This is a genomic window from Streptomyces sp. NPDC045470 (genome assembly GCF_040646595.1).
Lineage (GTDB): Bacteria > Actinomycetota > Actinomycetes > Streptomycetales > Streptomycetaceae > Streptomyces.
Map to the genome: position 1 here is coordinate 1 of NZ_JBEZAN010000028.1, position 23,804 is coordinate 23,804.

The window sequence follows — 23,804 nt, forward strand, 5'->3', positions numbered from 1 at the left end:
TTTTCCCGGTGACGCATAATCGAGTCACTGGTCGGAATTTCGGCATGCCGAAATTCGTCCCGTTCGGGAGTCGTGCAGTAGTGGTGGTGCCGCCGTCCGGCGTGAGGGGCTGCCGTAGGGGCCTGTCGGCTCCGTGGCAACTCGGAGAACACTACACGAGGGGTTGGGGCGCTTCAAACCCGTGCCAGGAGGCCGATCCGGGCGTACCGTGGTCCCCATGACGACGCGTGCACTCGTACAGCAGTGGTGGCCCGCCTGACGGCGGCCGCCCCCCCAGTGCATGCAGACAACGGCCGCCGGACCCGGCGGCCGTTTCGCGTATCTCCTCGCAGCCGGCCGGTGGGCTCGGCGGTCCCGGGACAGTAACCAGTGGTTCGGGAGACGAGAGAGATGACGCGGACACGGATCTTCAGTGGTGTGAAGCCGACGGGGCACCTGACCCTGGGGAATTACCTCGGCGCGCTGCGCGGCTGGGCGGACGAGGACCAGCACCGTGCGGACGCGCTGTTCTGCGTCGTGGACCTGCACGCGCTGACCGTGGAACACGACCCGGCGCGGGTGCGAAGGCTCAGTCGGCAGGCCGCCACGCTGCTGTTGGCGGTGGGGCTCGACCCGCGGCTCTGCACGGTGTTCGTGCAGAGCCATGTCGACGAGCACACGCGGCTGGCGTACCTGATGGAGTGCACGGCGTCCGACGGCGAGATGCGGCGCATGATCCAGTACAAGGAGAAGGCCGAGCGGGAGCGGGCCCGGGGCGGCAGCGTACGACTGTCGCTGCTGACGTATCCGGCCCTGATGGCCGCCGACATCCTCGCGTACGGGACCGGTGAGGTGCCGGTGGGTGAGGATCAGGCGCAGCACGTGGAGCTGACGCGGGACCTGGCGGTGCGGTTCAACCAGCGGTACGGGCAGACGTTCGTGGTGCCGAAGGCGACGGTGCCGAAGGTGGCCGCGCGGGTGATGGACCTCCAGGAGCCGACGTCGAAGATGGGGAAGTCGCACGCCCGTACCTCCGGGATCGTCTATCTGCTCGACGAGCCGGACGTGGTGCGCAAGAAAGTGATGCGGGCCGTCACGGACACCGGGACGGACGTCGTGTACGACCGGGCCGAGCGGCCCGGGGTGGCCAACCTGCTGGATGTCCTGGCCGCGTGCGGTGCGGGGGATCCCGCGGAGCTGGCGGACGAGTACGACTCGTACGGCGCGCTCAAGAAGGACACGGCGGAGGCGGTGGTGGAACTGCTGCGGCCGGTGCGGGAACGGCACGCGGAGCTGGTGAAGGACCCGGAGTACGTGGACTCCGTCCTGCGGGACGGGGCCGAGCGGGCCCGGGCGATCGCGCGGCCGCGGGTGGATGCGGCGTATCGGGCGGTGGGGATGATGCCGGCGGTGTGAGAAGGGGGTGGGGTGGCCGCCGTTGCGGGTGTTGTGTGCGGCGGTGGCCACGGCCCCCGGGTTTCCGGACCCGGGGGCGGAGGCGGCGGGGCTGCCGGGGCTGGTGGGTCAGCCGTTGCCCGAGGCGAGTTCGCGGCTGCGGTCGCGGGCCGCTTCGAGGGCGGCGATCAAGGCCGCGCGCACACCGTGGTTCTCCAGCTCGCGGATGGCGTTGATGGTGGTGCCGGCGGGTGAGGTCACGTTCTCGCGGAGGGTGACCGGGTGCTCGCCGCTGTCCCTGAGCATGGTCGCCGCGCCGATCGCCGCCTGCACGATCAGGTCGTGTGCCTTGTCGCGCGGCAGGCCGAGCAGAATGCCGGCGTCGGTCATCGCCTCGACGAGAAAGTAGAAATACGCCGGGCCGGAGCCGGAAAGGGCGGTCGCGGCGTCCTGCTGGGACTCCGGGACACGCAGCGTCTTGCCGACCGTGGCGAAGATTTCCTCGGCGCGGGTGAGGTGGGCGGCGGTGGCGTGGGTGCCGGCCGAGATGACGGACATCGCCTCGTCCACCAGGGCGGGAGTGTTCGTCATGACCCGTACGACGGGGGTGGCGTCGGGCAGCCGCTCTTCGAAGAAGGCGGTGGGCACACCGGCGGCGCCGCTGATCACCAGGCGGTCGGCGGGGGTGTGCGGGGCCAGCTCCGTGAGGAGGGTGCCCATGTCCTGCGGCTTGACGGTGAGGATCAGCGTGTCCGCGGACCGGGCGGCCTCCGCGTTGGAGACGGGGGTGACGCCGTAGCGGGTGCGGAGCTGGTCGGCGCGTTCGGGGCGGCGGGCGGTGACCATGAGGTCGGCGGGGGCCCAGCCGCCTCGGATCATGCCGCTGAGGAGGGCTTCGCCGATTTTTCCGGTGCCGAGTACGGCGACCTTCTGGGTCATGTTGCGGTTCACCTCGCCGGTGGGGCTGATGGGGGTACGGGGGTGGGCTTGGCCTTGGCTTTGGCCTTGGCTTTGGCTTTGGCCCTGGTGGTCGGGCGGTGTGCGGGGGCGGCGCTGCCCGACCCCGCCCTGCCCTGGTCATCCTCGCATCGTGCGGGGTCGGGGGGGGCGGGGGCGTCCACGTTGCGGGCGGAGGTGGTGGGGGTTGGGGTGGGGTGGGTACGGACTGTGCGGTTGTTGGACGCCGTGATCGCCCGACGGGCTCGTCCTCGAACGCCGGACGGGCTGGATCTGGCCGGGGTCGGGTCGGACAGTGCGCCGACGCCACGGCGCGTCGAGGGGGGAGGCGCACTCCGGCGGCCGCCGGAGTGCACGGAATCGACCACTCCTGTTCGATAACTCAGCGTTTACACGACGGTTACACAACGACTCGATCGAAGTGATGCTGATTTGGACACACTGAAGGTGAGTGTCCAACCAGCCGGAGGAGGGGGCCGACGCCATGCGCCGCGTGCTGCTGTTCCTCATGGCGGCACTGCTGGCGTTCCCGGTCGGCGCCGAGGGCGCGTACGGGCGGGCGGCGGGTGCCGGGGCCGGTGGCAGGGCGGGGACACAGACCGTCGGCCTGGCCGCACCGTACGCGTACGAGGACGGCGGCCCGGCGGAATCCGCGGGCGAACGCTGCCCCACCGGCCGCGCCGCGCGGTCCGCGACCGGCGTACCGGCCTTCCACCCCGGCGACCAGGCCAGGGGCGCGAACGACCGCACCGTCCCGCCGGTCACCGGACCGGGCCCGGCAGCCCCCGCCACCGGTCGCAGCGCCGTGCCTCCGAGGCGTTCGGGCCAGCTTCCCATCAGTCATCGCGTGTTCCGCTGCTGATCGAGGTTTGACGTTCGGCGATCGGCGATCCGCGTTCAGTGATCACTGAACACTGACTCCTGATCAGCGTCGACAGCTACCTGGCGTCCATCGCCCGGCGAGGCGTTTCCGGTGATGTCCCGGTACCCGGACATCGCAGCACCCCGACGCATGCCCGCGAGCCCCTGCGCCCGGACATCCGTCCTCTCCGCCCTCTCCGTCCCCTCTCCCCTCTTCCCCCCTTTACCCCGCACGGCGCACATCCGCGCCGTGCGGTCCGTCGCAACGCGCTGGAGGCATCCTCATGCGGAAATCAACGGACATACGCGCGGACTTCACCGCGTCCCTCGTCGTCTTCCTGGTCGCCGTGCCGCTGTGCGTCGGCGTGGCCGTCGCCTCCGGCGTCCCGGCCGAGCTCGGGCTCGTCACCGGCATCGTCGGCGGCCTGCTCACCGGCTTCCTGCCGGGCAGCAGTCTCCAGGTCAGCGGACCGGCCGCCGGGCTGACCGTCCTCGTGTACGAGGCGGTTGAGGAGTTCGGGCTGAGCACGCTCGGTGCGCTGGTGCTGGTGGCCGGTGTGCTGCAAGTGGCCATGGGGGTGCTGCGGCTGGGGCGCTGGTTCCGGGCCATCTCCGTGGCCGTCGTGCAAGGAATGCTGGCGGGTATCGGACTCGTCCTGATCGCCGGGCAGTTGTACGCGCTCACCGACACCCGGCCGCCGGGCACCGGGCTCGCCAACCTCGGCGGTCTGCCGGAGCTGGCGTCCGACACGATCTGGTCGGACCAGGCGCTGACGGCGTCGGCGGTCGGTGTCGGCACCATCGCCGTACTGGTGCTGTGGCCCCGGTGGAAGCGCGCGGCGCGGGTGCTGCCGGCGCCGCTCGCGGCCGTGGCGCTGGCCACCGTCACCGTCGCCGTCCTCGGTCTGCCGGTGGCCCGGGTGGAGGTCACGGGGTTGCTGTCGGCCGTGCAGCCGCCGGGCGGGGCGGACTTCGGACGACTGGCGGGGGTCGGCGCGGTCGGCACCGTGCTCGCGTTCACGCTGATCGCGTCGGCCGAGTCGCTGTTCAGCGCGGCCGCCGTGGACCGGCTGCACGACGGACCGCGTACGGATTACGACAAGGAGCTGATGGCGCAGGGGGCGGGCAACGCGGTGTGCGGGCTGCTCGGCGCGCTGCCGATGACCGCGGTGATCGTGCGCAGCTCCGCGAACGTGCGGGCAGGGGCCCGTACGAAGGCGTCGCGGGTGCTGCACGGCGCGTGGCTGCTGCTGTTCGCGGCGGCGTTCCCGGCGGCGCTGGGCGTCGTGCCGCTGGCGGCGCTGGCGGGGGTGCTGGTGCACGCGGGCTGCAAGCTCATTCCCGTACGGGACATGGTGCCGCTGTGGCGTGAGCATCGGGGGGAGGCCGTGGTGCTCATGGGGACGGCGGTGGCGATCGTGGTGACCAACATGTTCGAGGGGGTGCTCATCGGGTTGCTGATGGCGGTCGCGAAGTCCGCGTGGGAGACCTCGCACGCGCATCTGGAGGTGTCGGGGCTGGAGGACTGCGGGCCCGAGGCCGCGCCCGTTCGCGTACGCGCACTGGGGAACGCCACCTTCCTGCGGCTGCCCAAGCTGCTGGACCAGCTCGAAGCGCTGCCGCACGACCGTGACGTGATCCTGGACCTCTCCGGGCTGCGGCACCTCGACCGCGCCTGCGCGGCGGCGCTGGGCAACTGGGCGGAGCGGCGGCGGCCGGCCGGACCCGATCCGGTTGCCGCCACGGTCACTCCCGCCGCCACCCCGCTCCCCCAACATGGACATAAGGGGCGATAAACGCCATTAAACGGAAGGGAACGGCGTTGCGGGGCCAAAGGGCCGTAGGGTCGGGGAGCTTGATCCACCCGCCCTACGACCCTAGGAGCCCCGTGATCCGCCGGCCTCTCCGCTCCTGCGGTGCGACCGCCGCGCTCTCCGTCGCCCTGCTGCTGTCCTCCTGTACGAGCGCGACGCGGCTGGACGGCACGCAGGGCGCGGGCAGTGTGCACGACCCGCTCTTTCCCGCCCTCGGCAACGGCGGGTACCAGGTCGGGCACTACGGCCTCACCCTCGACTACGACGTACGCGGCGGCACGCTGGACGCCACCGCCGACATCAACGCCACCGCGCAGGCCGACCTCGCCTCCTTCCAGCTGGACCTCCAGGGGATGAAGGTGCACGGCGTGCGGGTGGACGGCAAGACCGCCGAGTTCTCCCGCAAGGGCCACAAGCTGACGGTCCGCCCGCCCGCGACGGTCGAGAAGGGCGCCACGTTCCGTACGACGGTCGAGTACGACGGCGAGCCCGAGGAGATGACGGATGAGGACGGTGCGACCGAGGGCTGGGTCCGTACGGAGGACGGGGCGTTCGTCGCGGGGCAGCCGGCCGGGTCCATGACGTGGTTCCCCGGCAACAACCACCCCGGCGACAAGGCCGCGTACGACTTCAGGATCACCGTGCCGGACGGGTACACCGCCGTCGCCAACGGCGAGCTGCGCGGCAGGAAGAGCGCCAAGGGCCGGACCACCTTCGAGTGGCACAACGCCGAGCCGATGGCCTCCTACCTCGCCACCGCGACGATCGGGAAGTTCACCGTCGAGGAGTCGCGCACGAAGGGCGGGCTGCCCGTCTACACGGCCGTGGACCCGGCGGAGGCCAGGGAGAGCGCCGGGCCGCTGGGCAAGCTGGACGCGATCCTCGACTGGTCGGTGAAACGGTTCGGCCCGTATCCGTTCTCCTCCGCCGGGGCGATCGTCGACCACACGCCCGAGCGGGTCGACTGGGGCGCGCTGGAGACGCAGACCAAGCCGATCTACGCCGGGGCGCCGGACGAGGGCACGGTCGTGCACGAGACCGCGCACCAGTGGTTCGGCAATTCGGTGACGCCGAAGACGTGGCAGGACATCTGGCTCAACGAGGGGTTCGCGCAGTACGCCGAGTGGCTGTGGGAGGAGGACAAGGGCGGCCGTACGGCGCAGCAGCAGTTCGACGAGCTGCACAAGACCGCCGAGGACGACGAGGACGACGGAAACATCTGGAGCTTCCCGCCCGGCGACCCGGGCAGCGCGGAGAACGTGACCGGCGAGCCCGTCTACAAGCGCGGCGGCATGGTCCTCCAACAGCTCCGGAAGGCCGTCGGCGACAAGGACTTCTTCGCAATCCTCAAGGACTGGCCCACCGAACACCGCCACGGCAACGCCGACACCCAGCAGTTCATCGACTTCTGCCAGGACCGTACGGAGGTCGATCTGACGGATCTCTTCGACGACTGGCTGTACGGGGACGGGAAGCCGGATTGGGAGTACTGAGGGGCGGTGTTGCGTGCCGTTCGGAGGGTGGGCGGTGTGGGCGCGTCTGGTGTCGGTGTACGTGGCGGGGGGGCGCGCGGGGGCACCGAGTCGGCGAGGCGTTTCTCGCGCACGTTCAGAGGTGAGGCGTCCGACAGGCCCGGCGGAGTGTGAAGATGTCGGGGGGCCTCCGTCGGCGAGGCGCACTCGGGGGCGGGGGCGGGAGGAGCGTGATGAGCAGAACCATCGGCGTGCGCTACTCACTCCGGCGCCCTGAAAATTCCGATTTGTCGGCTTTCTCGAAAGTGAGTAAAAACCTGCACTCGGCGCGGTGAACGGCCAGGTCAGGGCCTGTGGTCCCCGCGTGTGCGGGGGTGGTCCCCTGGCGACCGGCCTGGTGCCGCGCAGCGTGATGTGGTCCCCGCGTGTGCGGGGGTGGTCCCCATCGTGGCTGGCGCCGCTGGCGGCTGCGCCTGTGGTCCCCGCGTGTGCGGGGGTGGTCCCTCCCCCCGCCGGACGCCCAGTTGGTAGAGGACGTGGTCCCCGCGTGTGCGGGGGTGGTCCCGGCGCCCGGATCGACGTAGCCACCGGACTCCTGTGGTCCCCGCGTGTGCGGGGGTGGTCCCGCCTCGGCGCTGAGCACCGAGCGGCCGGTCGTGTGGTCCCCGCATGTTCGGGGCGGCCCCACCCACGACCCCGCCAGCCGCACGATTCGACTGTGGTCTCGTGGCTGCGGGGATAGCCCTTGCTCCCGGCGTGAGGAAGCCCAGAGCCGGGGAAATCCGCGCCCGCAGGGGTAGTCCCGGTGGCTGCCTGGCTGGTCGCGCGTTGGGCCGGACGGGGTTCTAGCCGCGCTTCTTCTTCGGCTTTGTTGGCTTCTTGGTTGCCGGGTTGCCCGTACGGGCGTTCCGGCGGCGGTCGTAGCGTTCGCGTGCCGCGTCGTACTCGGCGCGCTGTACGCCTTCGCCCGGTGCCTCTACGAGGCTGCGGCAGAAGTAGGCGAGGAGTGAGCCGATGAAGCCGATGAGCAGCAGGCTCTGGGTGGAGCGGTCGGACGGGCGGTCCTGCGCGTCGGCGGGGCGGGTCAGGCGGTCCCAGGTGCGGCGGAAGGCGACCGCGCTGCAGACGGCGAAGCAGGCCACGATCAGGGCGTTGAGGAACGAGCCGACCTCGGCGATCTCCAGGCCCTGGAAGGCGAAGCGCAGCACCACCGCGCCGGCCGCGGCGAGCGCCAGGGAGCCGATCGCGACGCCGGCCCGGCGCAGGCCGTAGCCGCCGTCGTGGTGCACCCAGGTCGTCCCGAAGAAACGGATCTCGGCCGGCTCGGGGCCGGACCGGTCCGGGGCGGGCCGTGTCTCGTCGCTCATGGGGTCGATTATCCCCGGTGGGCCGGGGTGCCCGGTGAGGCGCCCGGGCGGTCCGGCCGGTCCGGGCGGTCAGTTCGCGCAGCGCGGGGCCACGAAGCCGTCGCTGCCGGTGCGGACGTAGGTGTCCGAGACGTACTGGCCGGGGGCGATGCAGTCCCAGATGTCGTTGGTGCCGTACGGGCCGTCGACCCGCTCGCCGTGGCGCTGGCAGCGGATGGCGACCCGCGCGCCGTACGGGAGCTGCCGTACGAGGGAGCTGCGGCTGCTCGGGCCGCTGCGGACGTTGAGGCGGTAGCCCGGTGCGACCGGGTAGGTGGCCGCGGTCGCCGCCATCGCCTGGGCGGCTACGCCCTCGGCCTCGGTGACGGCCTCCGCCTCCGCGACCACCGCGGTCGTCTCGGCCGCCTCCGCGTCGGTGCTTGTCGCTGTGCCGACGGTGTTCTCCGGTGTGCTGGTCATGCCTGCTCCCCCGCGAGTGGTCTGTGTGGGACCGGCCGGTACGTGATGGTTGCGGCCGGTTCACCGCAGACGCTAGCAAGCCTCACCTGTCCCGTACGCACCATCGACTAGGCTCCGTGCGTCGCATCTGCGGCCCATGGACACGGGGGTGGGGAGATGCCGCCGCTGCGCGGTTCCGGAACGGACCCGGAAGCGGAACGTCCGCTGTACGCGGGCCGGTACCGCCTGGACGCACGCCTGGGCGCGGGCGGGATGGGTGTGGTGCACCTCGCGCGGTCGTCGTCGGGGCTGCGCCTGGCGGTGAAGGTCGTGCACGCCGAGTTCGCCCAGGACCCCGAGTTCCGCGGCCGGTTCCGGCAGGAGGTGGCCGCGGCGCGGCGGGTGAGCGGCGCGTTCACCGCGCCGGTCGTGGACGCCGACCCGGACGCCGACCGGCCCTGGATGGCCACCCTCTACATTCCCGGGCCGACACTCGGCGACCATGTGAAGCGCACCGGGCCGCTCGCGCCCGCCGAGGTCCGCAGGCTGGCCGCCGGGCTGGCCGAGGCGCTGCGCGACATCCATCGGGCCGGCGTGGTGCACCGCGACCTCAAGCCCGGCAACGTGCTGCTCGCCGCCGACGGGCCCAAGGTCATCGACTTCGGTATCTCGCGGCCCGCGGACAGCGAGATGCGGACCGAGACCGGCAAGCTGATCGGTACGCCGCCGTTCATGGCGCCCGAACAGTTCCAGCGCCCGCGCGAGGTGGGGCCGGCGGCGGACGTGTTCGCGCTGGGGTCGGTGCTGGTGCACGCGGCGACCGGGCGGGGGCCGTTCGACTCGGAGAGCCCGTACATCGTCGCGTACCAGGTGGTGCACGACGAGGCGGACCTGACGGGTGTCCCGGCGGAACTGGAGCCGCTGATCCGTACGTGCCTGGCGAAGCGGCCGTCCGACCGGCCGACTCCGGACGTGCTGATGCGGATGCTGCACACCGAAGGGCCCGTGGAGGCCCACGACGGCGTACTCGCGGACGGGTCCGCTCCCGAGGAGGCGCGGGTGCCGGCACAACGGCAGCCCGCGCGTGTCGTCTCCGCGCCCGCCCGGTCCGCCGCGCCGGCCGGAGCCGGAACGGCAGGCACAGGGGACGGGGCCAGGGCCGGAGGCGGGGCCGCTGAGGCCGCGGCAGCGGACACGCACGTACGGGCCCGTCGGGGAGAAGCTGAACCGGGAGCAGGACCGCAAGCGGAACCGGAATCGGAGGCTGGGCGGGACTCGGAAGGCAAGGCGGCGATCGGAGAGCCCCCGAAGGGGGACGCCGCCGCGCCCCCGGAAACCGCTCCCGTCCCGCGCCGCCGTCGCTGGGCCGCCTGGTCCGCCGTGGCCGCCGTGCTCGCCGGGGCGGGCGTCTTCGCGGGCGTACGGGTCCTGGGTGCCGAGGACGCGCCGGCCCTGCAGACGCACACCGCCGGCAGCGCCACCGGCAGCACCGCCGCGCCCTTCCGCCCGTGGCACACCCAGCTCGTGCGGCGGCCCGCCGGCCACCCGGCCGAGATGCCGTTCTGTGCGTACGGCGCTTCCGCCCTGTTCTGCGTCGAGCGGGGGCTGAAGGCCGCGCGGGTGGACGGGGAGCACGGCGCGGTGACATGGCGGCGGCCGAGCGGGCCGGTCCGCAAGAGTGACATTCCGCCCGGTGCGCCAGTGTTCTCCGGCGGGCTGCTCCACGTACGGTCGCCGGACGGCAAGCGGCTGGAGGCACTGGACCCGTCGGCCGCCGGGAAGGGCGCGGTGCGCTGGAGCAAGGACCTGAGCGGGTACGACGCCGAGGTCCGGTTCGTGGGCGGGACGATTCTGCTGACCGCGCCGGACGGCATGATCACCGCTCTGGACAGCGCCACCCACCAGGAACGCTGGCACCAGCGGTTCCCGGCCCAGCCGCTGGGCCAGTTCACCGCGTACGGGGACGGCCGTACGGCGTACGCGGCCACCGTCTCGGCCGACGGCACCTCCACCGTCGTCACCGCGATCGACCCGGTGCACGGCTCCCTGCGCTGGGAACGGCGGCTGCCCGGCTCGCTCACCCCGGCCGGAACGGGCGCGTCCGGCTCGCTCTATCTGACCGCCGCCGACCCGCTGCTCGTCACCCGTACGTCGGCCGTCGTCCGGTACGACCCGGCGACTCACCGGGTGCGGCGCCTCCCGCTGGACGCGCCGGTCGACGACGCGGCGGGCGTGGTGCGCGGCGAGACGGTCTACGTGCTCGCCACCACCGGCGGCACGCTCCAGGCCGTCGGTGAGCGGCGGTGGAGCGTGGAGACCTCGGTGAGCCGGGGGTCGGTGCCGGTGCTCGACCCGAAGGGCGAGCGGCTGTACTTCACCGGTGCCGACGGCCGGCTGCTGGCCGTGGACACCCGGCGCGGCGCGCTGCTCGGCCAGACGCCGCCCCGGCTGGCCACCGGCCGCAGCGGCTATCTGGAGAAGCTGCCCGCGCCGCTGCCGGACCCGCGGGGCGGCCGGATCTACGCGGCGGGGCCGGACGGTTCGGTGTTCGCCGCGGACACGCGGAGCCCCGCCCGCTGGTGACGTGCAGCACCCCGCCCGCCGGTGAGGCGGACGGGGTTCCCGGCAAGCCGTCGCTCCGTTACGTGGCTCAGCCGAGCTTGCTCACGTCCCGCACCGCGCCCTTGTCGGCGCTGGTGGCCATCGCCGCGTACGCGCGCAGGGCCTGCGAGACCTTGCGCTCGCGCTTCTTCGGCGCGTACACGCCGCCCAGCGCCTCCCGGCGGGCCGTCAGCTCCGCCTCGGGCACCAGGAGTTCGATCGAGCGGTTCGGGATGTCGATACGGATGCGGTCGCCGTCCTCGACCAGGGCGATGGTGCCGCCGGACGCCGCCTCGGGCGAGGCGTGGCCGATGGACAGGGCGGAGGTGCCGCCGGAGAAGCGGCCGTCGGTGACCAGCGCGCACGCCTTGCCCAGGCCGCGGCCCTTGAGGAAGGACGTCGGGTAGAGCATCTCCTGCATGCCGGGGCCGCCCTTGGGGCCCTCGTAGCGGATGACGACGACGTCGCCCTCCTCGACCTGCTTGCCGAGGATCTTCTCGACGGCCTCCTCCTGCGACTCGCAGACCACGGCCGGGCCCTCGAACGTCCAGATCGACTCGTCGACGCCCGCGGTCTTCACCACGCAGCCGTCTTCGGCGATGTTGCCCTTGAGGACGGCCAGGCCGCCGTCGGCGGAGTAGGCGTGGGCGAGGTCGCGGATGCAGCCGTTCGCGGCGTCCGTGTCGAGGCTGTCCCAGCGCTCGGACTGGGAGAAGGCGGTGGCGGAGCGCTTGCAGCCGGGGGCCGCGTGCCACAGCTCGACGGCCTCCGGGGACGGGGACCCGCCCCGCACGTCCCAGGTCTTGAGCCAGTCCGCCATCGAGGAGCTGTGCACGGTGTGCACGTCCTCGTTGAGCATTCCGGCCCGGTACAGCTCGCCCAGGATGGCGGGGATGCCGCCGGCCCGGTGCACGTCCTCCATGTAGTACGTGCCGCCGGGGGCGACGTTCGGCGCCACCTTGGCCAGGCAGGGCACCCGGCGCGAGACGGCGTTGATGTCGTCCAGGTCGAAACCGAGACCGGCTTCCTGGGCGGCGGCCAGCAGGTGCAGGATCGTGTTCGTGGAGCCGCCCATGGCGATGTCCAGGGCCATGGCGTTCTCGAAGGAGGCGCGGGAGCCGATGCTGCGCGGCAGGACGGTCGCGTCGTCCTGGTCGTAGTACCGCTGGGTGATCTCCACGACCGTACGGCCGGCGTTCTCGTACAGCGCCTTGCGGGCGGTGTGGGTGGCCAGCACCGAGCCATTGCCGGGCAGCGACAGGCCGATGGCCTCGGTCAGGCAGTTCATCGAGTTGGCGGTGAACATGCCGGAACAGGAGCCGCAGGTCGGGCAGGCGTTCTCCTCGATACGGAGGATGTCCTCGTCCGAGACGTTCTCGTCGACCGCGTCGGTGATCGCGTTGACCAGGTCGAGTTTGCGGACCGTGCCGTCGACGAGGGTGGCGCGGCCGGCCTCCATGGGGCCGCCGGAGACGAAGACGGTGGGGATGTTCAGCCGCATCGCGGCCATCAGCATGCCCGGGGTGATCTTGTCGCAGTTGGAGATGCAGATCAGCGCGTCCGCGCAGTGCGCCTCGACCATGTACTCGACGGAGTCGGCGATCAGGTCGCGGGACGGCAGGGAGTACAGCATCCCGCCGTGGCCCATGGCGATGCCGTCGTCGACCGCGATGGTGTTGAACTCGCGGGCGATGCCGCCGGCCTCCTTGATCGCCTCGCTGACGATCCGGCCGACCGGCTGGAGGTGGGTGTGGCCCGGCACGAACTCGGTGAAGCTGTTGGCCACCGCGATGACGGGCTTGCCGAAGTCCTCGCGCGCTACGCCCGACGCCTGCATGAGCGCGCGGGCGCCGGCCATGTTGCGGCCATGGGTGACGGTGCGGGACCTCAGCTCGGGCACGTGGATCCACTCCCTCGGGTGCGTGTGCGTCTCCCGTACGCCCAGTGCGCGTACGTAAGCGAATCAGTCGAGACTACGCCCCGGCTCCAAGATCTGGACAGCGAATCCGCGATGTGAGACGGGTGACCGCTGGGCGGACGTGCGCCACAGGCAGGGCCGGGTCCACGGCCGCGGCCTCGGCGATGCCGCGGACCGGGGTCTTCTCGTGCCCGCGGGCGGGGAACCCGGCGCGGGCCGCGGTGAGGATGCGCTCGCGGGCGCCGGGCCCGTCCCCGGCGTCCGTACGGGACGGGCGGCCGCGCCTGCGGGCCGGGACCGTACCCCCGGCGCCGACGCTCGTACCGCCGGCGCCGGTACCGCCGCTCGTCACGACCCCGGCACCCACGTCGGCGACGCCAGGTGCAGCCGGGTGAAGGCCAGCGCCTCCGCGAGATCCGCCTCCCGCTCGGCCGCGGACATCGCGCGCCGCGTGTTGACCTCCACGACGACGTGCCCGTCGAAGCCGGTGGCGGCGAGCCGCTCCAGCAGCTCGGCGCAGGGCTGCGAGCCGCGGCCCGGCACCAGGTGCTCGTCCTTGTTGGAGCCGTTGCCGTCGGCGAGGTGGATGTGCGCGAGGCGCTCGCCCATCCGGTCGACCATGCGCAGGGCGTCACTGCGCGAGGTGGCGGTGTGCGAGAGATCGACGGTGAAGTGCCGGTAGTCGTCCTTGGTCGGGTCCCAGTCCGGCGCGTACGCCAGCATCTCGCGGTCCCGGTAGCGCCACGGGTACATGTTCTCGACGGCGAACCGTACGTCCGTCTCGCTCTCCATCCGCCACACTCCGCGTACGAACTCGCGGGCGTAGTTGCGCTGCCACCGGAAGGGCGGATGGACGACCACCGTCGAGGCCCCGAGCTTCTCCGCGGCGTTCCGAGCGCGCTGCAGCTTCACCCAGGGGTCCGTGGACCACACCCGCTGCGTGATCAGCAGGCACGGCGCGTGCACGGCCAGGATCGGCACCCCGTGGTAGTCGGAGAGCCGCCGCAGCGCCTCGATGTCCTGGCTGACCGGGTCGGTCCACACCATGACCTCGACGCCGTCGTAGCCCAGGCGCGCGGCGATCTCGAAGGCCGTCGCCGTCGACTCCGGATACACCGAGGCCGTGGACAGGGCGACCTTCGCATCCGGGATGCGCACCACTGGCTCCGTCACGAGGGACAGGGTACGGGCCGCCGCCGACGGGTGTCGGCCGCGCCCCTACCCCGCGGGCAGGTGGTCGAGGTGGCGCAGGATCACGCCCTCGCGCAGTGCCCACGGGCAGATCTCCAGTGTGCGCACGCCGAACAGGTCCATCCCGGCCTCCGCCACCAGCGCCCCGGCGAGCAACTGGCGCGAGCGGCCCTCGGAGACGCCGGGCAGCCTGGCGCGCTCCGGGACGGTCATCCCGGCCAGCTTCGGCACCCACTCCTCCAGCGCCTTCCGGTCCAGCTCACGCTGGGTGCCGAGCCCATAGGCGGACCGGGCGGCACCGGCGATACGGGCGAGCTGTTTGAAGGTCTTGGAGGTGCCGACCACGTGATCGGGCGTGCCGAAGCGCGTGAAATCGCTCACCACCCGGGCTATTTCGGCCCGTACGCGCTTGCGCAGCGCCCGTATGTCCTCCGCCTCCGGCGGATCGCCCGGCAGATCGGCCGCGGTGAGCCGGCCCGCGCCCAGCGGCAGCGACACCGCCGCGTCCGGCTCCTCGTCCAGCCCGTACGCGATCTCCAGCGAGCCGCCGCCGATGTCCAGCACCAGCAGCCGGCCCGCCGACCAGCCGAACCAGCGGCGGGCCGCGAGGAACGTCAGCCGGGCCTCGTCCTCGCCGGACAGCACCCGCAGCTCCACGCCGGTCTCCCGGGCGACCCGGCGCAGCACCTCCTCGCCGTTGGACGCCTCGCGGATCGCGGAGGTGGCGAACGGCAGGACGTCCTCGACGCCCTTGTCCTCCGCGACCTCGACCGCCGCCCGTACCGTCGCCACGAGCCGGTCCACGCCCGCGTCGCCGATCGCGCCGTCCTCGTCGAGGAGTTCGGCCAGCCGCAGCTCCGCCTTGTGCGAGTAGGCGGGCAGCGGGCGCGCTCCCGGGTGCGCGTCCATCACCAGCAGATGGACCGTGTTCGACCCCACATCGAGGACTCCGAGTCTCATACCGTCGAACCTACTGCGGGCGGCCGGGAACCGACGGCGAGCCCCCGTCCGCGGAGAGACTTCGGCGGCAGCCGGTCGCCTTAGGCTGGAGTAGTGGCTAAGACGAACAAGGCGAAGCAGGAAAAAGCCCTGAAGAAGGCGGAAAAGCAGCGCGCCGCGCGGGCGGCGGCGCAGGCGCAAGGGGCTCGGGCCGACGAGGTCGGCGGTCTGGACTTCGCCCGCGCCTGGGTCACCTTCCCCGACCCCGCCGACGACGAGCAGGTCTTCCGCTGCGACCTGACCTGGCTCACCTCCCGATGGACGTGTGTCTTCGGCAGCGGCTGCAAGGGCATCGAGGCGGGCCGCGCGGACGACGGCTGCTGCACGCTCGGCGCGCACTTCTCCGACGAGGAGGACGAGCAGCGGGTCGCGGAGCACGTGGCGCGCCTCACACCCGAGCTGTGGCAGTTCCACGACGTCGGCACGTCCACCGGCTGGACCCAGGAGGACGAGGACGGCGACCGCCAGACCCGGCGCTGGAAGGGCTCGTGCATCTTCCAGAACCGCCCCGGCTTCCCGGCCGGGGCCGGCTGCTCGCTGCACATCCTCGCGCTGCGCGAGGGCCGCGAGCCCCTGGAGACCAAGCCGGACGTCTGCTGGCAGCTACCGGTCCGCCGTACGTACGAGTGGATCGACCGCCCTGACGACACCCGCATCCTGGAGGTCTCCATCGGCGAGTACGACCGCCGCGGCTGGGGCCCCGGCGGTCACGACCTGCACTGGTGGTGCACGTCGGCGACGTCCGCACACGGCGCGGGCGAGCCGGTGTACGTGTCCTACGGGCCCGAGCTGACCGAGCTGATGGGCAAGGAGGGGTACGACCGCCTCGTCGAGCTCTGCGAGGAGCGCCTGGCGGCGACGCTCCCGATGGCGCCGCATCCGGCGGACCCCAAGTAGGGGGCGCGTACCGCGTGCGGCTGCCCGGGAAGGGCCCGTACCGCGTGCGGCTGTGTCCCGTCACCCTGCCGGCGCGGACGGGGTGGGGGACGGGCTCGGGCCCGGCGTCGGTTCCTGTGTGGTGGGCGTCGGTGTGGGTGTGGGTGTGGGGGACGTCGGCGGCTCGCCGGTCGGCTCCCGCGTCGGTGTTGCCGGTGCCGTCGGTTCCGGCTCGGGCCGGGGGCCGGGCCCCGTCGGCCTCGGGTGCCCGGGCCAGGGGCCGCCGCTCCCCTGGCCCCACCCCTCCAACGTCACCGTCGTGCCGCCGGGCGCCAGGGTGACCCGCGCGTTCCAGTAGCCGTCCGGTTCCCGGCCGTGGTCCACGGACACCAGGAGCGTGGTGGACTCCCCCGGCCGCAGCACGCCTGCCGAGGCGCTCAGCCGGAGCCACGGCGCGCTCGTCCGTGCCGACCAGTGGACCGGCTCCCCGCCGGACGCGGCGAGGGTGACGGCCGTACCGCCGTCCCGGGGTGCGGCGGTGACGGTCAGCCGTCCTGGGCCGGTGCCGGAACGGTCCGGTTCGCCGGGCCGCAGCAGCGTGCCGTCCGCGCCCACGACCTGCACCGAGACGTCGGGGACGTCCGGCCAGTTGCTCGCCGACAACAGGTGCGGTGCGGGTGTGCGGGCGCTGCCCGCGTTCTCGTACGGATGGCCGTCGAACGGGCCGTTGCCCGGGTCGCCGGCCGACACCGACGGGCCGTCGCTCTCGCCGGTCAGGGGCGCGCCCCGGTAGGCGGCCCACAGGGCGAGCACCGGCGCCGCGAGGACGGTGGCGATGACGGTCGTGGTCACGGCCCGGGTGCGCAGCCGGCGTCTGCGGGCCGCCGGGTCCTTGGGCCGGACGGGGAATCCGCGCCGGTCGTAGCGTGGAGAACCGTTTGCGCCACCCGCGCGCCCCGCACGCCCGGAGCGAACGGAGACGCCCGCGCCCGCCACCCCTTCGGCACGCCCCGAACGGGAACTCCGCGCCGCCGCCATCGCGGTGTGCACGGCCGTACGCGGAGCGGTGACCAACGGCAGCGCGCCGTGGTCGACGGGCGCGGTGCCGGGCCAGGGCCCGTGGGCGGTGGCCCGCTCGGCCGTACGGCGGCACTCCGCGCAGTCGTCCACGTGCCGGACCAGCTCCCGGCGCAGGGCGACGCCGAGCAGCATCTGGGTGTCGGCGGCCAGTTGCGCGACGTCCGGGCAGCGGCCGAACTCGACGACGGCGAGCGCGGCTCGGGTGCGCTCGACCTCGCAGGTGGCGGTGGCCAGGAGGGTACGGGTGGCGTCGGTGTCGCCGCCGAGGACCGCCGCGACCTCCTCGGCGGACAGGCGGTGGCGTACGGACAGCTCCAGCGCCTCGCGCTGTTCGGGGGTCGTCCCGGCGGCTTCGGGCCAGGCCAGGCGGGCCAGTTCGCGCCGCTGCCGGGCGGTGTCGACGGACTCGCCGGACGGGCCGGACGGGCCGGACGACCCGCTGGCGCCGGGCGTGGCGCCCAGGCCGGACGACGCTCCGGTGCCGTACGTCGTGCCCGTGCCGGAGGGGGTGTACGTGGCGGGGGTGCCGGGTGCCGGGCCCGCGCCGGCCGTCGTGCCGCTCTCGTGGGCCGGGCCGCCGCCCTGCACCCGGTCGGCCAGCCGCCGCAGGCAGGCCCACCGGGCCAGCGCGTACAGCCAGGACCGGTACAGACCGGGGTCGGGCGGCCGCCGGCCGTGGTGCCGGTCGGCGACGGCGAGCACCTCGCCCAGGACGGCGGTCGCCGCGTCGTGCTCGCACAGGACGGACAGACAGTAGGTGAACAGCCCGTCGAGGTGGGGCTCGAACCGCTCGGGAAGCGGCGGCCGGTCAGGGCGCTGAGCGCCGTCGTGCGCCCGGTGTGCGCCGGTGGCGTGCGTGGGGTGATCGGACCTGCTGCTCATCACCCGGCGACGGTAGGCGGATGATGCAGGCACTATCGCGCCGCACGGACACTTTTAATCCATACGGGTGACGTTCTCCCTCAAAGGGGGACACCAGAGCCGGGTTTCACATGCGTTGCGGGGTTACCTACCCCGGCCGCGGGCCCCACCCGCGCCACGGCACGCCCGCGCCCGCCGCCGCCCGCCCCCTGCCTTGTCACACCCCGCGGCTACGGTGAACCCCATGGCGACTCGTAAATCCTCGGCCAAGGAGCGGCCCTCGTACCGCTGCACCGAATGCGGCTGGACCACCGCGAAGTGGCTCGGCCGCTGCCCGGAGTGCCAGGCGTGGGGCACGGTCGAGGAGTTCGGCGGCGCCCCCGCCGTCCGTACGACCGCGCCCGGCCGCGTCACGACGGCGGCCCTGCCCATCGGCCAGGTCGACGGCCGCCAGGCCACCGCCCGCCCGACCGGCATCGACGAACTGGACCGCGTACTGGGCGGCGGCCTGGTGCCGGGCGCCGTGGTGCTGCTGGCCGGCGAGCCCGGCGTCGGCAAGTCCACGCTGCTGCTGGACGTGGCCGCCAAGGCGGCCGACGCCGACCACCGCACCCTGTACGTGACGGGTGAGGAGTCCGCGAGCCAGGTGCGGCTGCGCGCCGACCGCATCGGCGCCATCGACGACCACCTGTACCTCGCCGCCGAGACCGACCTGTCCGCCGTCCTGGGCCATCTGGACTCGGTCAAGCCGTCGCTGCTGATCGTGGACTCCGTCCAGACCGTGGCCTCGCCCGAGATCGACGGCGCGCCCGGCGGCATGGCGCAGGTCCGCGAGGTCGCCGGCGCCCTGATCCGGGCGTCCAAGGAGCGCGGCATGGCGACCCTGCTGGTGGGCCATGTGACCAAGGACGGCGCCATCGCGGGCCCCCGTCTGCTGGAGCACCTCGTCGATGTCGTACTGAACTTCGAAGGGGACCGGCACGCCCGGCTGCGCCTGGTGCGCGGTGTGAAGAACCGCTACGGCACCACCGACGAGGTCGGCTGCTTCGAGCTGCACGACGAAGGCATCACCGGACTCGCCGACCCGTCCGGCCTCTTCCTGACCCGCCGCGACGAGCCGGTGCCCGGCACGTGCCTGACGGTCACCCTGGAGGGCCGCCGCCCGCTGGTCGCCGAGGTGCAGGCGCTGACCGTCGACACGCAGATCCCCTCCCCCCGCCGCACCACCTCCGGCCTGGAGACCTCCCGCGTCTCGATGATGCTGGCCGTCCTGGAGCAGCGCGGGCGCATCGCGGCCCTCGGCAAGCGCGACATCTACAGCGCCACGGTCGGCGGTGTGAAGCTGACCGAACCGGCCGCCGACCTCGCCGTGGCGCTCGCGCTGGCCAGCGCCGCCAGCGACAGCCCGCTGCCGAAGAACCTGGTCGCGATCGGCGAGGTGGGCCTGGCGGGCGAGGTCAGGCGGGTGACGGGGGTGCAGCGCCGGCTGGCCGAGGCGGCCCGGCTCGGCTTCACCCACGCCCTGGTCCCGGCCGACCCGGGCAAGATCCCGGCGGGGATGCGGGTGCTGGAGGTGGCCGATGTCGGCGAGGCGCTGCGGGTCCTGCCCAAGCGGCCGCGCCGGGAGCCGCCGCGCGAGAAGGCCGCGGCCGAATAGCCGCCGGACCGCCACCGGATGCGGACGCTCCTCACGGAGCGGCGAACGCGCCGTTCGCCCCGCTGAGCAGGCGTTCGCGTGCGGGGGACGCGCGGGGACACGGCCGCCGCGCGGGCGGACGGCGTGACTTTGCAGACAGCCTCTAGCCTGGGCGCCGGTAGACTTTGCCCCGGTCTCGCCTGTCAAGGAAGTCATGCCGTCGGCCCGCGCAGCCCGTGAGCTGCGTGACCAAGGCATCTGCCGGGCGGCCTGCGGCACCGACAGACCTTGCGACGGAGGAGTGCAGTGGCAGCCAACGACCGGGCATCGTCGTCTGGTGGCAGGTCCGGTTGGGGGCCGCCCGCCCGCAGGTCGGGCGACAGCGGCGGCACGGAGGGCCTGATGCGCGCCTCGCTGAGCGCCGTGGCGCCCGGCACCGCGCTGCGGGACGGCCTGGAGCGCATCCTGCGCGGCAACACGGGCGGTCTGATCGTCCTCGGTTTCGACAAGACCGTCGAGTCGATGTGCACCGGCGGCTTCGTGCTGGACGTGGAGTTCTCGGCGACCCGGCTGCGCGAGCTGTGCAAGCTGGACGGCGCGCTGGTCCTGGACAAGGACATCACCAAGATCCTGCGGGCCGGGGTGCAGCTCGTCCCGGACGCCTCCATCCCCACCGAGGAGACCGGCACCCGGCACCGCACCGCGCAGCGCGTCTCGATACAGGCCGGTTTCCCGGTCGTCTCGGTGAGCCAGTCGATGCGGCTGATCGCGCTGTACGTGGACGGTGAGCGCCGCGTCCTGGAGGAGTCGGCGGCGATCCTGTCCCGCGCCAACCAGGCCCTGGCGACGCTGGAGCGCTACAAGCTCCGGCTGGACGAGGTCGCCGGCACGCTGTCGGCGCTGGAGATCGAGGACCTGGTCACGGTCCGGGACGTCACCGCGGTCGCCCAGCGGCTGGAGATGGTGCGGCGGATCGCGACCGAGATCGCCGAGTACGTGGTCGAGCTGGGCACGGACGGCCGGCTGCTCTCCCTCCAGCTGGACGAGCTGATCGCGGGCGTCGAGCCGGAGCGCGAGCTGGTCGCCCGCGACTATGTGCCCGAGCCGACGGCCAAGCGCTCCCGCACGGTGCCGGAGGCGCTGTCCGAGCTGGACGCGCTCAGCCACGCCGAGCTGCTGGAACTGCCCATCGTGGCCCGCGCGCTGGGGTACAGCGGCTCGCCCGAGACGCTGGACTCGGCGGTCTCGCCGCGCGGCTTCCGGCTGCTGGCGAAGGTGCCACGGCTGCCGGGCGCCGTCATCGACCGGTTGGTCGACCACTTCGGCGGGTTGCAGAAGCTGCTCGCGGCGAGCGTGGACGACCTCCAGGCGGTGGACGGGGTCGGCGAGGCCCGCGCCCGGTCCGTACGCGAGGGACTGTCCCGGCTGGCGGAGTCGTCGATCCTCGAACGGTACGTGTAGGGCGCGCGGCGCCGTACGGCGTGCGGGCGTCCGGACGCCCGCACGCCGCCGGGCCTCGGCTCACCCCCGCAGGAAGGCTTCCTCCTTCTCCGGCGCCAGTCCGACCGGCTGCCGGGGCCGCAGCGGGGGCGGGCCGTCCAGCTTCCGGAGCCACGTCCAGGTGTCGGCGACCGTTTCCGCGGCCGGCCGGCAGCGCAGCCCCGCCGCGTGCGCCTTGGTCGCGTCGCCGCGGTGGATGGCGTCGTACAGCTCGCCCGGCGGCAGCCAGAGGGGCAGCTCGGTCCAGGGCGCCAGGCCGGCCGCGAGAAGCTCCTCCGGCCCGGTCCAGCGCAGTTCGGCGTCGGAGCCGGTGACCTCCACGCAGGCCGCGAGCAGTTCGCCCATCGTGGTGTGGCCCGGCTCGCTGATGAGGTTGTACGGGCCGGACAGCCCGGTCTCCGCGGCGTGCAGGACCCACTCGGCCAGGTCGCGGACGTCGATGTACTGCAGGCCGAGGTCGCGCGGACCGGGCGCGAGCACCGGTCCGCCGCGGGCGATGCGCGTCAGCCACCAGGGAAGCCGGCCGATGTTCTCCCAGGGGCCGAGGATCAGTCCGGCGCGGGCCAGCACCGTACGGTCGTCGCCGAAGGCCGCCAGTGCGGCCAGTTCACCGCCGCGCTTGTCCTCCGCGTACGCCACCGCGTCCGCGTCCGGGGAGCCGTCCACCAGCGGGCTCGCCTCGGTGTGCCCGGGCCCGGCCGGGTGCCGGTACACCGAGCCGGTGGACACGTACACGTACCGTCCGGCCCGGCCGGCCAGCAGCCGGGCGGCGTCGCGCACCGCGGTCGGTGCCCAGGCCCAGGTGTCCACCACGGCGTCCCAGGTGCCGTCGGCGAGCGCGGTGAGGGTGGCCGGGTCGGTGCGGTCACCCCGTACGACGGACGCTCCCGGTGGCGCTTCGTGCTGTCCACGGTGGAAGACCGTCACCTGCCAGCCGCGGGCCAGCGCCGCTTCGGTGACCGCGCGCCCCACGAACTCCGTCCCGCCCAGTATCAGTAGCTTCATGGAGCCGACTGTCCCCGATCAAGGGCGGCAGTGGAACGGCTCACGCTCACAGCGCAATCGGTACCGCCCGGGCCGGGCCGCCGGGCCGGGCACGCTTCTTGGCGAGGGGTCAGTCCTTGGCCAGGGTGAATTCCGCGCGTACCGCGTCCAGTCCGCCCACCTTGGCCTCGACCTGGTACGTACCGGGCCCGACGGCCTTGGCGGCGGCCGTCGCGCACTCGGAGTTGCTGGGCTTGCGGTCCCATTCCACGGTCCGCTTGACCGAGCCGCCCGCCGGCACCTGTACGGGCGCGGTGCCGCCGCCGCCCGGCGGGCAGTCGCCGGAGGACCACACCCGTTCGTCGTCGGTGGGCCCGCTGATGGTGAGGGCGGCGTATCCGCGCCCCAGGTCCACCTTGCAGGCGCTGTCGGCCGAGTTCTCGATCGTGACCTCGAACGTGGGCGTCTCGCCGGGCGCGTAGGTCTCCTTCAGGCTGCGCAGCGTCAACTCGGTGCTGGCGGGCGCGCAGTTCGCGAGCGCCGTCCCGGCCGCCACGGCGCCGTCGCCCTTCCCTATGGGGCCGCCGGCGCCCGAGGCACCGCCGCCTCCGCCCGTACCGCCGCCGGAGCCGCCCGCGCCGCCGCTGCCGACCGCGCCGCCGGAGCCGGTGGCGGCGCCGCCGCTGCCCGACTCGTCGCGGCCGCCCGGTTTTTGATCGGTCCCGGAATCCGTCGCGTTCGGGCCCGGTGTGATGGACGTCGCGGGCCCCGGCCCGCCCGGCCCCTTGCCCTCGTCGCCGGTCTTCCCGTCGTTGCCGGTCCAGTTGACGGCCCACACCACCAACAGGACGAGCACGACGAGGACGGCCAGCGCAACGGCCCTCCGCCGCCAGTAGATGGAGGAGGGGAGCGGCCCGATCGGATTGCGCAGAGATCCCACGCGGAAACTCTACGAGAGATCAGGTGTCACACCGGCCAGTACCCGCCGCAGGAAGCAGCAACTTTTCACATCATCTTTCCGGAGCGGGCCGCCCCGGCTCCGGCACGACGGTCCCGGCATGTTCCGTACGGCGGTCCCAACATGTTCCGTACGGCGGTCCCGAGATGATCCGCACGGAGGTCCCGAAGTGATCCACGGCGGGCCGCCGCCCGGCCCGCGCCCGCACCGGCCGCCCGCTTTCGTCAGTGGTTTCCCCCGACGACGGTCAGGTGCGGCTTTCCCGTAACAGTCCGTACCGTATGCGTTCATGTACAGCACCGATCTCTATCGCGACGTCACCGACTTCGCGCACGACACTCCCGGCTGGGTCCACTCACTGGCCGCGGGAGGCACCGAAGGCGGCATCCTGCTGCTCATGGCCCTGGCCGTACTGGGCTGGTGGCGGTCCCGGAAGGGGGAGGAGCGGCTGGTCGCGCTCGCGGTCCTGGTGCCGGTCGCCACGGCGGTCGCGTATCTGGTGAGTGAGGTCGTCAAGAGCTTCGTGCACGAGGAGCGGCCCTGCCGGGCCGTGGCGGGCGCCGCCGCCTCCATAGTCCCGTGCCCGCCACAGGGCGACTGGTCCTTCCCGAGCAACCACTCCACGATCGCGGCGGCGCTGGCCGTCGGCATCGTGTTCGCCTGGCGCGCGCTGACCTGGCTGGTCCTGCCGATCGCGCTGCTGACCGGCTTCTCGCGGGTGTTCGTCGGCGCGCACTACCCGCACGACGTGGTGGCCGGCCTGGCGCTGGGCACCCTGACCGCCACGCTGTGCGTGACGCTGCTCGCCGGGCCGCTGACCTCCCTGGTCGTGCGCCTGGGGACGGGACGCTGGAAGATCCTGGTACGGGCCTGACCGGCCCCGGGACGGGGGCGCCCCTCGGGGTGCCCCTCGGCGG

18 protein-coding genes, 1 pseudogene and 1 CRISPR repeat array are annotated in these 23,804 nt (G+C 73.2%); of the genes and pseudogenes, 9 read left to right on the forward strand and 10 right to left on the reverse strand.

All coding sequences use genetic code 11. The annotated features are described in order from the left end of the window. Nucleotides 1-390: 390 nt before the first annotated feature. Complete coding sequence (gene trpS / locus AB0A97_RS38370) at nt 391-1,395, forward strand: tryptophan--tRNA ligase (RefSeq protein ID WP_361159667.1); 1,005 nt, start codon at nt 391-393, stop codon at nt 1,393-1,395. Between the two features lie 108 nt (nt 1,396-1,503). On the opposite strand, the gene proC is transcribed toward trpS, so the two are convergent. Then, nucleotides 1,504-2,313, reverse strand: coding sequence for a pyrroline-5-carboxylate reductase (gene proC / locus AB0A97_RS38375; RefSeq protein WP_361159670.1), 810 nt, complete (start codon nt 2,311-2,313; stop codon nt 1,504-1,506). Between the two features lie 469 nt (nt 2,314-2,782). On the opposite strand from proC, the gene AB0A97_RS38380 reads away from it, so the two are divergent. From AB0A97_RS38380 to AB0A97_RS38390, 3 genes are all read left to right on the forward strand, one after another. Then, nucleotides 2,783-3,193, forward strand: a complete 411-nt coding sequence (locus AB0A97_RS38380; protein ID WP_361159673.1) for a hypothetical protein — start codon at nt 2,783-2,785, stop codon at nt 3,191-3,193. 283 nt (nt 3,194-3,476) lie between these two features. Continuing rightward, nucleotides 3,477-4,988, forward strand: a complete 1,512-nt coding sequence (locus AB0A97_RS38385; RefSeq protein ID WP_361159676.1) for a SulP family inorganic anion transporter — start codon at nt 3,477-3,479, stop codon at nt 4,986-4,988. A 92-nt stretch (nt 4,989-5,080) separates the two neighbouring features. Continuing rightward, a complete protein-coding gene (locus AB0A97_RS38390) occupies nt 5,081-6,499 on the forward strand; it encodes a M1 family metallopeptidase (protein ID WP_361159679.1) in 1,419 nt (472 codons plus the stop codon). 331 nt (nt 6,500-6,830) lie between these two features. Then, nucleotides 6,831-7,165: a CRISPR direct-repeat array (repeat unit 30 nt; unit sequence TGTGGTCCCCGCGTGTGCGGGGGTGGTCCC). 158 nt (nt 7,166-7,323) lie between these two features. Here AB0A97_RS38390 and AB0A97_RS38395 read toward each other — a convergent pair. After that, entirely contained in the window at nt 7,324-7,845 is a 522-nt protein-coding gene (locus tag AB0A97_RS38395) for a hypothetical protein (protein ID WP_361159682.1), read from the reverse strand. 69 nt (nt 7,846-7,914) lie between these two features. Then, nucleotides 7,915-8,178, reverse strand: coding sequence for an SH3 domain-containing protein (locus AB0A97_RS38400; RefSeq protein WP_361159839.1), 264 nt, complete (start codon nt 8,176-8,178; stop codon nt 7,915-7,917). A 282-nt stretch (nt 8,179-8,460) separates the two neighbouring features. Here AB0A97_RS38400 and AB0A97_RS38405 point away from each other — a divergent pair, with 282 nt between their 5' ends. Further along, entirely contained in the window at nt 8,461-10,866 is a 2,406-nt protein-coding gene (locus AB0A97_RS38405; RefSeq protein WP_361159685.1) for a serine/threonine-protein kinase, read from the forward strand. Between the two features lie 67 nt (nt 10,867-10,933). On the opposite strand, the gene ilvD is transcribed toward AB0A97_RS38405, so the two are convergent. The 4 genes and pseudogenes from ilvD to AB0A97_RS38425 all read right to left on the reverse strand — a co-directional run bounded on the left by ilvD (nt 10,934) and on the right by AB0A97_RS38425 (nt 14,953). Beyond that, entirely contained in the window at nt 10,934-12,784 is a 1,851-nt protein-coding gene (ilvD, locus tag AB0A97_RS38410; protein ID WP_361159687.1) for a dihydroxy-acid dehydratase, read from the reverse strand. A 151-nt stretch (nt 12,785-12,935) separates the two neighbouring features. Then, nucleotides 12,936-13,154, reverse strand: a pseudogene (locus tag AB0A97_RS38415) (TetR family transcriptional regulator); the annotation flags it as partial. Next, nucleotides 13,151-13,963: a sugar phosphate isomerase/epimerase gene (locus AB0A97_RS38420; protein WP_361159842.1), complete on the reverse strand. Its 813-nt coding sequence runs from the start codon at nt 13,961-13,963 to the stop codon at nt 13,151-13,153. The pseudogene AB0A97_RS38415 and the gene AB0A97_RS38420, both read right to left, overlap by 4 nt. Before the next feature lie 57 nt (nt 13,964-14,020). Continuing rightward, entirely contained in the window at nt 14,021-14,953 is a 933-nt protein-coding gene (locus AB0A97_RS38425) for a Ppx/GppA phosphatase family protein (RefSeq protein WP_361159690.1), read from the reverse strand. Between the two features lie 93 nt (nt 14,954-15,046). Here AB0A97_RS38425 and AB0A97_RS38430 point away from each other — a divergent pair, with 93 nt between their 5' ends. Next, the gene (locus AB0A97_RS38430; protein ID WP_361159693.1) at nt 15,047-15,889 is read left to right on the forward strand and encodes a hypothetical protein; all 843 of its coding nucleotides are present in this window, start codon (nt 15,047-15,049) and stop codon (nt 15,887-15,889) included. 60 nt (nt 15,890-15,949) lie between these two features. Here AB0A97_RS38430 and AB0A97_RS38435 read toward each other — a convergent pair whose 3' ends face one another. Next, nucleotides 15,950-17,830, reverse strand: a complete 1,881-nt coding sequence (locus tag AB0A97_RS38435; protein WP_361159696.1) for a sigma-70 family RNA polymerase sigma factor — start codon at nt 17,828-17,830, stop codon at nt 15,950-15,952. Nucleotides 17,831-18,053: 223 nt separating this feature from the next. Between AB0A97_RS38435 and radA the strand changes: the two genes are divergently transcribed. Together radA and disA are read left to right on the forward strand one after the other, a co-directional pair. Continuing rightward, nucleotides 18,054-19,466 (forward strand): DNA repair protein RadA, encoded by a 1,413-nt coding sequence (radA, locus tag AB0A97_RS38440; RefSeq protein WP_361159699.1) that lies wholly within the window; start codon nt 18,054-18,056, stop codon nt 19,464-19,466. Nucleotides 19,467-19,847: 381 nt separating this feature from the next. Beyond that, nucleotides 19,848-20,906 (forward strand): DNA integrity scanning diadenylate cyclase DisA, encoded by a 1,059-nt coding sequence (gene disA / locus AB0A97_RS38445; RefSeq protein ID WP_003982995.1) that lies wholly within the window; start codon nt 19,848-19,850, stop codon nt 20,904-20,906. A gap of 60 nt (nt 20,907-20,966) precedes the next feature. On the opposite strand, the gene AB0A97_RS38450 is transcribed toward disA, so the two are convergent. Both AB0A97_RS38450 and AB0A97_RS38455 read right to left on the reverse strand, forming a co-directional pair. Continuing rightward, nucleotides 20,967-21,950, reverse strand: a complete 984-nt coding sequence (locus AB0A97_RS38450) for an NAD-dependent epimerase/dehydratase family protein (RefSeq protein WP_361159703.1) — start codon at nt 21,948-21,950, stop codon at nt 20,967-20,969. Nucleotides 21,951-22,059: 109 nt separating this feature from the next. Beyond that, the gene (locus AB0A97_RS38455) at nt 22,060-22,869 is read right to left on the reverse strand and encodes a hypothetical protein (protein WP_361159706.1); all 810 of its coding nucleotides are present in this window, start codon (nt 22,867-22,869) and stop codon (nt 22,060-22,062) included. 307 nt (nt 22,870-23,176) lie between these two features. On the opposite strand from AB0A97_RS38455, the gene AB0A97_RS38460 reads away from it, so the two are divergent. Further along, on the forward strand, nt 23,177-23,761 hold the full coding sequence (locus tag AB0A97_RS38460) for a phosphatase PAP2 family protein (protein ID WP_361159709.1): 585 nt from the start codon (nt 23,177-23,179) through the stop codon (nt 23,759-23,761). The last annotated feature ends 43 nt before the right edge of the window (nt 23,762-23,804 follow it).